The sequence below is a fragment of the Rothia sp. ND6WE1A genome (assembly GCF_001683935.1).
In the GTDB taxonomy this organism is placed as follows: Bacteria; Actinomycetota; Actinomycetes; order Actinomycetales; family Micrococcaceae; genus Rothia; species Rothia amarae.
Window position 1 is genome coordinate 1 of record NZ_LXTU01000042.1, and the last position, 10,459, is coordinate 10,459.

Here is a 10,459-nt window from a genome sequence, read left to right on the forward strand (position 1 = left end):
TCCGTATGGAGAGTGAGCTCCGTACCGGTTCGCACAAGATGCGGTTGCACTTCGAGCAAGACATCGTTGATAACCGCCAGTAAATCAACCGGCGCGCAATCGAGCGTGGCGGAACCGGCGTCAAACCGCGAAATCTCCAGTAAATCTGCCAGCAACGAATCAAAGCGATCTACCTGGTGGTAAAGAAGCTCCGTGGGACGGCGGTACGCCGGATTCAAATCTTCACGACCGCTGTAGAGCATCTCCGCCGCCATACGGACGGTAGTCAAAGGGGTACGCAGCTCATGCGAAACGTCGGAAACGAATTGCTGCTGCATGCTAGAAAGGGTTTCCAGCTGAGAAATCTGGTTCTGTAACCCGTCTGCCATGCGGTTGAAGGAATGACCCAACCGAGACGTTTCGTTTTCCCCTCGCACAATCACACGCCGGTCAAGATCACCGGCTGCCAGTTTCTCGGCCGTTATAGCAGTGGAGGCAATAGGGCGGATAACCGTTCGCGTCACAAACCACACGATAGAAAGAACAACCACAAGCAGAATCAAGAATGCCAGCAGAATCACCAGGTTGATATACCGCATGGTCTGCTGGGACGCCGATAAGTCATACACCAGATAAAGACCATAGTCAGGGTTCTGGTGAATCTTGATAGACGTGCCTACAAATAGAACCGGATGCGTTACACCATTCTGAGTAATACTCGATGACTGCCAATAGATACCGCCGTCGTCCTTCCGCACTGCCTCATCCAGCTCCGCAGGAACCGCATCGGCAGTAATAGAAGGACCCTGGCTGTGAGCTGTAATTGAACCGGGATTATCTGGATCTCCGTGAGGCACCAAAATCCACTGCCGGCTAGAATCACTGCCGTCTATCTCAAGAACCGTCATAAAGCGCAGAACGTCGCGTTCAATCTCCGAATTTGCAGTGGCATCAGAGCTATCAAGAAGTGACTGAACATTCGTAAAGCCGCTCTTAGATTCTTCCAGTGCTTGGTTGAGACGACCATCAAACAGAGAATTAGCAATCTGATGTGTCAAAAATGAACCCACGAAGATGAAAGCAATCATCATCAAAATACCGGCTGCCGACACAGCACGGAATTGAAGCGACTGTCGCCACAGTTGACGGGCAGTTTTAATAGGATGACGCCGAGGATTCAGTTCTGACGCTGGAGCTGCATTCACCTTCGGCAGTGGTGCGGTAATTGACACGAAGGGTAGTCCTAGCGGTGCGGTTTATCTGAAACGGCCTTATAACCTACGCCGCGCACAGTCAAAACAATCTGAGGGTTCTCAGGGTCCTGCTCAATCTTTGAACGCAGGCGCTGAATATGAACGTTGACCAAACGAGAATCAACCGATTTTTCGTAACCCCATACATTATCTAATAACGATTCGCGGGTCATTACTTGCCCCGGTTGCTGCGCCAAATTTGCCAGCAAATCAAACTCCAGAGGAGTCAGTGAGATGTTCTCTCCCCCGCGGCTGACGGTATGACCGGCGAGGTCTATCTCCAACCCGCCTACTAGCAGATGACCCTTGCTGTGCTCTTCTTTAGGACGCAGACGAGCACGTACGCGGGCTAACAGCTCAGCAGGTTTGAAGGGCTTGGCGATATAATCATCTGCACCGGCTTCAAGCCCCCGCACGACGTCCTCAGTATCGCTCTTGGCGGTCAACATGATGATAGGGACATCTGACTCCTGGCGAATCTGGGTGCACACCTCGATACCGTTCATACCCGGAAGCATAAAGTCGAGAAGGATGAGGTCCGGCTGGTGAGTACGGAAAGCATCAGCGGCTTGGTCGCCCGTCTCGCAAATAGCTGTTTCAAAGCCTTCTTGAGCTAGTACGATTCCGACCATCTCAGCCAGAGCTTCGTCGTCGTCCACGACGAGTATGGTTGCGTTCATTATTCTCCTCTGAAAAATCAGCAGACCCTCTCATCTTAGCGGGGTCCAAAATAAGTGTGAAAAGTTACTGGTCCTGCGCAATTTCGGAGACTGCCCGCGCCGTCTCGGTCAGATGTCTTAGCACCGCTGTAGCCTGCGGGGAGGAAATTTCAGAGAGGTCTCCTCGCTCCGTCAAGGTCAGACCGCTTAACTGGTCAGCAGAGAGGCCTACCGTCCGCCAGGATTTCCACAGCGAATGGGCAAGAGATGAAACACTCTGAACTTGGTGGGTATCTGCTACCCCCAGCCATACCTGCTGCCCCGCTTCAATCAGGGTGGCTACTTTCTCCCAATCCCTTTCTTCAAAATTTTTGGAAGAAAATGCGCTTGCGTTTACAGTCGATTGCAAACTGGCAAGGTATGGGTGGGGTGCATTCGCAACTGCAGTGAAAACATTGTGGTTCTTCATCTCCTGTGCCAGTAGTTCGTAGCTACTCTCTAATATCTCAGGTTTGATTGCCCGATACGTTCTCAACCCGCTTGCTGTTGAGATTTGACCGGCCATCGCTGCTCCCAAATCCGGTTCATCGAACTGGATAATGATTTGCTCATCCGGCACAGCCTCACGCACCAGTTTGAGCCAAGAACCAAGACCGGCAATGAAAGCATCCCGAATATCTCGTACCGCACCGTAATCTGCGATGGCGCGCTCCCCCTGCGGCAGATGCAAAGAAGAAGCAAGAGTAAAGGGACCGCAGAATTGCAGTTTCAGAGCATTGCCGGAAGCGCTTTCTTTGCCCACGGTATCTGCCAGAGCATTTAAATCAGAGGTGAAGAGCGAACGCGCTTTTTCTGCTTCCCGGGAGTAGCCAGAAACCAACCGCCACCCGAAAGAAGCTCCATCTGCTTCGAGGCCGTCCAACACAGCGATACTTCGAGCCAACGTCGACGCCGCATAACCCCGATCAGGTAAAGCAGGAAGATACGACAGATGTGGTGACCCCAATTCACCGCGCACGCGATGGACTGTATCGATGACATCGCTACCCGACCAGTTCCCCAACCCCGTACAACGTACAAAATACCGCTGGTCAAACGTTACACCGGCGTCCATCCCCTGCTTCTGGCTCAGCATTTCATGATCGATGCTGGCATACTGGGCGATTCTTTGAACTCGCGGCATACACGGCTCCTCATAAAGGATGAGCTAGTTAGCTGCCTCTCGGGCAATCTGCTCATGATGTTTGATGACTTCGGAAATAATAAAGTTCAAAAACTTCTCGGCAAATTCAGGATCCAACTCTGCTGCTTCAGCAAACGACCGCAACCGCCTAATTTGTTCTTCTTCACGTTTGGGGTCACCGGCAGGTAAGGAATGCTCAGCTTTGAGAAGCCCCACCTTTTGGGTGGCTCTAAATCGCTCTGCCAAAATATAAACCAAGCTGGCGTCAAGATTATCAATGGTTCGGCGAATGCTGAGCAACTCAGCCATCACAGAATCATCGGCGGTATTCTGCAAACTTGAAGCATTCTGATTGAAATCTTCATTAGCTTTAATTTCTTGTGAAGCGCTCATGATGCAATCCTAATCGATAGGAGAAAAATGCTCCTTTTCCCTTCTCAAAGAAAGGAGCAACTTCCCTCATCTATCAGGGCCTTATGCTGCCTGGATATCTGCGCGGTTCAATGAATACGCCCGGTTAATAGTTGCCTGCCCCAAGACTCTGGTGCCCTGGTACATCACTACCGTTTGACCGGGAGCTACACCCTTGAGTCCTTCTTTGAGACGAACCACGATTTCCAAACGTAGCTTTCCAGCTTCCACAGATTCGTCGTCCTCCACCCATTCCATATGAGCAGCAGAAAGCACGGGATCGGCATGCGCCCTCACCTGGGAGGTAATTTCGAATTCTGCGCTCTGAGCGCCCAGTTCCGGCGTCTTTTCGAGGAACTCGGTGACTTCGGCAATAGGCAGACCCGCCCAGGTTGCACGAATCCCACGAATCTCATCAACGGCAAGTAACTCACGGGAACCTACAATAACTTCGTTTGTTTTGGGTTTGACTTCCAGCACAAACCGCGGCTTACCATCTGCTGCCGGACGCCCCAGGGCCAGCCCCTTGCGCTGGCCCACGGTAAATGCCTGAGCGCCGGTATGGTGACCTAAAACGTTACCCTCGGTGTCCTTAATTTCACCTTCACGCAGCGCAATATGATCACCTAGCCAAGCGCGAGTATCCCCTTCAGGGATAAAGCAGATGTCATAGGAATCAGGCTTCTTCGCTACCGAAAAACCGCGTTCAGCAGCTTCGGCGCGCACTTCGTCTTTTGAGGGGGTATCCGCCAGCGGGAACCACGCGTGTTTGAGTTGCTCGTGAGTAAGTACACCCAATACATAGGACTGGTCTTTTGCCCAGGTAGCTGCACGATGCAATTCGCGGTTGCCGTCTTTATCAGCTATCACTTTGGCGTAGTGTCCCGTCACTACGGCGTCGAAGCCCAAGGCAACAGCTTTTTCAAGGAGAGCTGCGAACTTAATTTTTTCGTTACAGCGCATGCAGGGGTTAGGTGTGCGCCCGTGCTCGTATTCAGAGATGAAATCATCAACGACGTCCTCTTTAAAGCGCTCGGAAAAATCCCACACATAAAAAGGAATGCCCAGTTTGTCGCATACTCGGCGAGCGTCCATCGAATCCTCGATGGTGCAACAGCCGCGGCTACCGGTGCGCAAAGTACCGGGCATCCGCGAGAGGGCAAGATGCACTCCGACGACGTCGTGACCGGCATCTACCGCACGGGCTGCGGCAACTGCCGAATCGACTCCGCCACTCATTGCTGCCAAAATCTTCATAAAAATCCTTCTGTATATGGCACGCCCACAGCGCACCTTCAAGTCTGTGAAAAGTCAGAGCACTTTAGTGCCACATCGAAGCGTCAGGGGTACGTGCTGCCAATCCAGCCGAATATGCCTGTTTGAAAGCGGCAGGGAGTGCCTGCAGTAGCTGATCAATATCTTCAGCAGTGGTGCTGTGCCCCAGGGTGAATCGTTGAGCCCCGCGCGCTACTGTTTCCTCGACTCCCATAGCTAAGAGCACGTGAGAGGGGCGGGGTACGCCAGCGTTACAGGCTGATCCTGTGGAGCTCTCCACCCCTGCCATATCCAGCAAGAAGAGAAGCGAATCACCTTCGCACCCTTCAAAAGTGAAATGCGCGTTGGCAGGTAGCCGGTTCTGCGGACCATTCTCCATAATCTGCAAATCTGTTTCAGGTTCAGGACCCCGCAAGATTGCCTGAGGAATTTCTGTGCGGACTAATTTAATCAGGCGATTTCTCAAGAGAGCAATGCGGCGAGATTCTTCAGCAAGATTCTCGCTCCCCCACTGAGCTGCTACCCCAAAGCCTGCAATAGCGGCAGCATCGATAGTGCCCGAACGAACCGAACGTTCTTGTCCACCGCCGTGCTGAACGGGTGTCATCTTTGCCTGGCGCGTAGCGATGAGGGCTCCAATACCCATGGGCCCGCCAATCTTATGACCGGAGATAGCCATGGTGTCCACACCTGATTCTCGGAAGTTCACCTCAAGCGCGCAAAAAGCCTGCACGGCATCGGTATGAACGGGAATCCCATACTCATGAGCGATGGCGGTTATCTCAGCAATAGGCTGAACAGAACCCACCTCATTATTTGCCCACATCACCGTTACCAGTGCAACCGATTCAGGATCTTTCTCAATCAATGTTCGAACGCTGGCAGGATCTACTACTCCCTCAGAGTTGACGGGAATCCACTCTACGATGGCGTCGTCATGTTTTTCTAAAAATTCCGCAGCTTCCGATACCGCATGATGCTCAATAGCAGACACCAGAATACGGCGGACGGATGGATTCGCTTCCTTCCGGTTCCAGAAAAGTCCTTTTACCGCCAGGTTATCTGCCTCGGTGCCTCCGGAGGTAAAAATAACTTCCGCTGCATCGCAACCCACCGCCGAAGCGACCTGCTCTCTGGCAGCCTCTACCACAGCGCGAGCGCGGCGTCCTGCAGAGTGCAGGGAAGAAGGATTACCACCAACTCTCATTTGTTCCGCCACGGCATCAACAACGGGACCGAGGACGTCGGTCGTTGCGGCGTGGTCAAGATATACGCGAGAAGAACTCATAAGGGTGCCTTTTTTCGAGAGAGCTTTAGCTTGATTATTTTACGCTTCATTGAGAATTTAGCCCATGAGATGGTTCACGAATCACGTATTCATCTGCAGGCTTTATTTCATGCGCCTAGACTGAAGGGGTGTTTAAGATTCTTTTCTATACTCCTGAGATTCCCGGCAATACGGGAAATGCTATTCGTTTGGCTGCTATTACCGGTGCAGAACTTCATGTGGTGAAGCCGCTGGGGTTCAATTTTGAAGACGCTCATTTGCGCCGGGCGGGTCTTGATTACCATGATTTGGCGGTCATGACCGTGCACGAGACGTTGGAGGATGCGTGGGCGGCGCTTCTTCCCGCTCGTGTTTTTGCTTTCACCACCACAGCGGAGAAAAATTTTGCAGATGTGAAATACCGTGAGGGTGACGTGCTGATGTTCGGGCCCGAATCAGTGGGATTACCCGCTGAGGTTCAGCAGGCAGAGCAGATTACCGAGCGTGTGAAGATTCCTATGCTGGAAGGGCGACGCTCGCTTAACCTTGCCAATTCAGCATCAATTGCCGTGTATGAGGCATGGCGTCAGCTGGGGTTTGCCGGTTCCACTTTCGAATAGGAACCATCAGGTTTTCTAGAACCGCCAGTGAATCCTATAACAAAATCCCGGTCACTCATAATAATAAGTGACCGGGATTCCTGTTTTATCAACCAGTTCTAGGCCTGTGTACTGGTGCAGTGTTTACTTTTGGGCATCTTCAGAATTACCCAAAGTTACCTTGATTTCTTCGGTAGAATTTCCACGCTGAACTTTGACAGTGGCAGTGGAGCCGGCTGCCTGTTCGCGTACCGCTGCGGTCAATTCCATGGCTTCGCTTATTCGCTTACCGTTAAATTCGGTGACGACGTCGCCCTGTTTGAGCCCTGCTTTACCGGCAGCTTGTCCGCTAACGACGTCTTTGATAACTGCTCCGTCTCCAAAGGTATCCGAAGAATCATTGTCTCCAGGTGAGGTTGCTACTGAAGCACCCAGGTAGCCGTGGGTGGCATGCCCGTTGTCAATAATTTCTTGAGCAATTCGGCTTGCGGTGTTGATGGGAATGGCGAACCCTACACCGATGTTTCCCGAGGATGAGGAAGAAGATGACGAACCCGCAGAAGCAATTGCCACGTTAACACCGATGACCTCGCCTTGAGCGTTGACCAGCGCACCGCCGGAGTTACCGGGGTTAACCGCCGCGTCGGTCTGAATCACATTGATGGCAATACTGGACTGGGTCTGGGACTTCTGACTTTCTTGACCAGGAATTTCAAACTGAAAGGGTGATTCTTGGGAGCCGTACTGATCCGAAGATTCTTCTGAGTTATTAGGTGCCGCTGAGGATGCAACTTCGATCGTACGAGAAAGGGTGGAGATAATTCCATCGGTGACGGTATTCTGCAACCCCAGGGGTGCGCCGATAGCCAACGACGTATCTCCTACGTTCAGTTTGGATGAATCTCCCAAAGTTGCTGGGGTGATATTCATTCCTGCCGTATCAATTTTGATGACGGCAAGATCGCTCGTGGGGTCGGTTCCAACCAAAGTTGCCTTCTTGACAGTTCCATCTGACATCTGAACTTCAATATTGGCGTTATTAGCCGCGCCATCGAGGGTCACTACGTGTGTATTAGTCAGAATATGGCCTTCTCCATCTATGATGATGCCCGACCCAGACCCCTGCCCCGAATTGCTGGTTACCCCGATGGTAACGACCGACGGCGTCGCCTTAGCAGCAGCAGCGGTTACTTCATTGACTGAGTCCGTGTTATTGACAATAGTTGTGCCCGGATTCGTGGTACCCACCGTTGAGATACCGTTATCTGAGAGCAGAGCCGCCCCGGCTCCTGCACCGCCGCCTACGAGCGCAGCTATTAAAGCAGCACTAAGTAAAGCACCGGTTGAGTGTTTTTTTCGTGAGGTCGGCTGTGCTTGGACGGGCGTACCGTAACCCTGCCCGGTCCACTGGGACTGAGCCGAATAGGATGGTTGCTGCCCATACTGGGGATTCTCCTGATACCGACCGTCATACTGCTGGGTTTTCAGAGGAACGGTAGGGTCCGACGTTTGATTCCAAGCTTGTCCCTGGGCATTTTCAGTGGAGCCGTGAGCTCCCGGTGTATTTTGCACTCCAGGATTCTGATTCTCGCCCCAGGGGTCTTGAGTCATTGGATGAATTCCCTTCATATAAGAATAGTGGCGGCGTCAGTTGCCGTATTTCATGAATATGGTTCAACTATCTCGCACTCTACTGTGATGACTTTGTGTTTATTCTGTAAGTTTACTGAAAGCCAATTGTTGATTTTTGCAGGAAAGTGCGCCAGGGGCGAATACGGTGAATTCTCCCGTAACGGGTGCCACTTACCTCTAGAATATTGACTAAAGATTCTTAGTGCTCGCACCAAGAGCAGGATCCCCTTTTAGATCGAGAGGTCTCATGAAACTTCAACCTTCCGCCCGCATCGCATTAGCTTCTTGCGCCTCAATTGGAATTTTGTTTTCTGCACCGACTGCTTGGGCTCAGGCACCTATGGATTTGCAACCCTCGGTTCGTGTTGAAGACACCACCGGTGCTCTGGGGAATACTTCGGGGCTCAAGAATTCCATATCCCAGTTAGCAGATGAACATCAGATCAATCTGTTTGTGGTGACCATCGATCAGTTTGAATCGCCCTCAAATTCTGAGCAGTGGGCTCAAAAATTTGGTTCGATGAATAATCTGGGGAGTAACGATGTCCTCTTGGTCATCGCCACCGACGACCGTCAAGCATATTTTGCACCCGGCGGCAATGGGCTCCTCTCTACCTCGGATGTCAACGAGATCTATCAGAACAACATCTTTCCTCAGCTCAAAAAATCTGATTATTCAGCAGCTGCCTCAGCGGCTGTGCAAGGAATTGATGAAAAGCTCTCAGGTGGCGCTACTACCTCTGATAACGGTAGCGGATCTGTTGGCGGTGTAGCAACCAGTGTGGGCGTTTTGGGTGGTGTTGCAGCGCTTGCTGTCGGTGGCGCCTGGATGGTCAGTCGACGTCGTAAATCTGCAAACTCAAATTCTGCTCCTGGGCAGTTCGACCGTCCACAGACCCAGCAAACTCTCGTCCCCATCCCCCAGCTGCGTAAAGAAGCGGGGAACATGCTGGTGCAGGTGGACGACGCTATAGTCCACTCTGAACAAGAGGTTGAGTTCGCACGCTTGCAATACGGAGAATCAGAGGTCGCTCCCTTCGTGACAGCCATTGAGAGCGCTAAAGCGCATATGCAACGCTCCTTCCAGTTGCAGAAACAACTCGATGACACGATTCCGGATACCGAAGAAGAACAGCGCGCCTGGCTGGGAGAAATTATCAGCCGCACCAAAGACGCCTACCGCGCGCTAGAAGAGCAGAAGCAAAACTTCACTAATCTGCGCCAGTTAGAACAAAATGCACCGCAAATTCTCCAAGCTCTGGAGGGTCGCTTCAGCGAGACAGAACAGCTCTTTCCTACCGCTGAACAGTCGCTGGAGAAAATCCGCTCGCTGTACGCCGACTCGGCGGTCACTCCGGTTGCCGATAACGTTCAAGAAGCTCACAAACGTTTGGACTTCGCTCGAACGAGCATGAGCCAGGCACAGACTCATATGGATTCCAACAGATCAGAAGCTGTACTAGAAATTCGTGCTGCGGAAGAAGCTGTTGGCCAGGCCAAGGGACTTCTTGAATCAGTCACCCACCGGGAGCTGGAGCTAGCAAAGACTAAAGAATCGCTTGATTCGGCAATTTTGGTTGCCGAGCGAGATGTCGCTCAAGCACGCGAACTCTCCAAGTTTGCCAATACAGGCGAACTTGCCGGCGCTGCCGCCGGAGTTTCTGCCGTCATCGATCAGATCCGAGCCGAATCTGCCGCGCCAAAATCCGATCCCCTCGCTTTGAGCCGCAAACTGACCGAAGTACGTTCTGACCTTGATAGAGCACTCAATAATGTGCGCGAGGTTCAAGACCGCCAACGAGCAGCAGGCGATACCTTACAGCACACTCTCGTATCTGCTCAGGCGCAAGTTTCTTCTGCCTCAGAATATGTATGGGCTCGTCGCGGCGGGGTCAGCGCAGAAGCACGCACCAAGCTTCGCGAAGCAGAACGAAATCTTGCAGAGGCTCAGAGCTTGCAACGCACCGATCCCATGGAAGCTCTGAACTATGCCAATAACGCTATTCGTTTAGCGAACGATGCACAGAATCTCGCTCAGGCCGATGTCGATTCTTTCACCCGCAGCAATATGGGTTATGGCAATCGCGGCGGGGTCGATTTAGGTTCTGCCATGCTCGGCGGCATCTTGATGGGTTCTCTCTTTGGAGGAAATCACTCAGGCGGCGGTATGTTCGGTGGCGGCGGAGGCTTCGGAGGGGGCT

The 10,459-nt window shown here is 52.2% G+C and carries 9 protein-coding genes; 2 read left to right on the forward strand and 7 right to left on the reverse strand.

Annotated features, from left to right (window positions below; all coding sequences use genetic code 11):
• From A7E48_RS05520 to A7E48_RS05545, 6 genes are all read right to left on the reverse strand, one after another.
• A partial coding sequence (locus A7E48_RS05520; RefSeq protein WP_141669384.1) for a HAMP domain-containing sensor histidine kinase occupies positions 1-1,211 on the reverse strand: 1,211 nt, incomplete at its 3' end.
• Positions 1,212-1,222: 11 nt separating this feature from the next.
• On the reverse strand, positions 1,223-1,912 hold the full coding sequence (gene mtrA / locus A7E48_RS05525; protein ID WP_068170557.1) for an MtrAB system response regulator MtrA: 690 nt from the start codon (positions 1,910-1,912) through the stop codon (positions 1,223-1,225).
• Positions 1,913-1,976: 64 nt separating this feature from the next.
• Positions 1,977-3,074 carry a hypothetical protein gene (locus tag A7E48_RS05530; protein WP_141669385.1) on the reverse strand — a complete coding sequence of 366 codons (1,098 nt, stop codon included), beginning with the start codon at positions 3,072-3,074 and terminating at the stop codon, positions 1,977-1,979.
• A gap of 24 nt (positions 3,075-3,098) precedes the next feature.
• Positions 3,099-3,467 carry a chorismate mutase gene (locus tag A7E48_RS05535; RefSeq protein ID WP_068170561.1) on the reverse strand — a complete coding sequence of 123 codons (369 nt, stop codon included), beginning with the start codon at positions 3,465-3,467 and terminating at the stop codon, positions 3,099-3,101.
• 81 nt (positions 3,468-3,548) lie between these two features.
• Entirely contained in the window at positions 3,549-4,742 is a 1,194-nt protein-coding gene (mnmA, locus tag A7E48_RS05540; protein WP_068170563.1) for a tRNA 2-thiouridine(34) synthase MnmA, read from the reverse strand.
• 64 nt (positions 4,743-4,806) lie between these two features.
• A complete protein-coding gene (locus A7E48_RS05545) occupies positions 4,807-6,048 on the reverse strand; it encodes a cysteine desulfurase family protein (protein ID WP_068170564.1) in 1,242 nt (413 codons plus the stop codon).
• A 128-nt stretch (positions 6,049-6,176) separates the two neighbouring features.
• Between A7E48_RS05545 and A7E48_RS05550 the strand changes: the two genes are divergently transcribed.
• Positions 6,177-6,647 carry a tRNA (cytidine(34)-2'-O)-methyltransferase gene (locus tag A7E48_RS05550; protein WP_068170566.1) on the forward strand — a complete coding sequence of 157 codons (471 nt, stop codon included), beginning with the start codon at positions 6,177-6,179 and terminating at the stop codon, positions 6,645-6,647.
• Positions 6,648-6,770: 123 nt separating this feature from the next.
• Here the strand turns inward: A7E48_RS05550 and A7E48_RS05555 are convergent, their stop codons facing one another.
• A complete protein-coding gene (locus tag A7E48_RS05555; RefSeq protein ID WP_233125997.1) occupies positions 6,771-8,237 on the reverse strand; it encodes a S1C family serine protease in 1,467 nt (488 codons plus the stop codon).
• A 268-nt stretch (positions 8,238-8,505) separates the two neighbouring features.
• Between A7E48_RS05555 and A7E48_RS05560 the strand changes: the two genes are divergently transcribed.
• On the forward strand, positions 8,506-10,459 hold a 1,954-nt coding region (locus A7E48_RS05560), incomplete at its 3' end, for a TPM domain-containing protein (protein WP_068170570.1).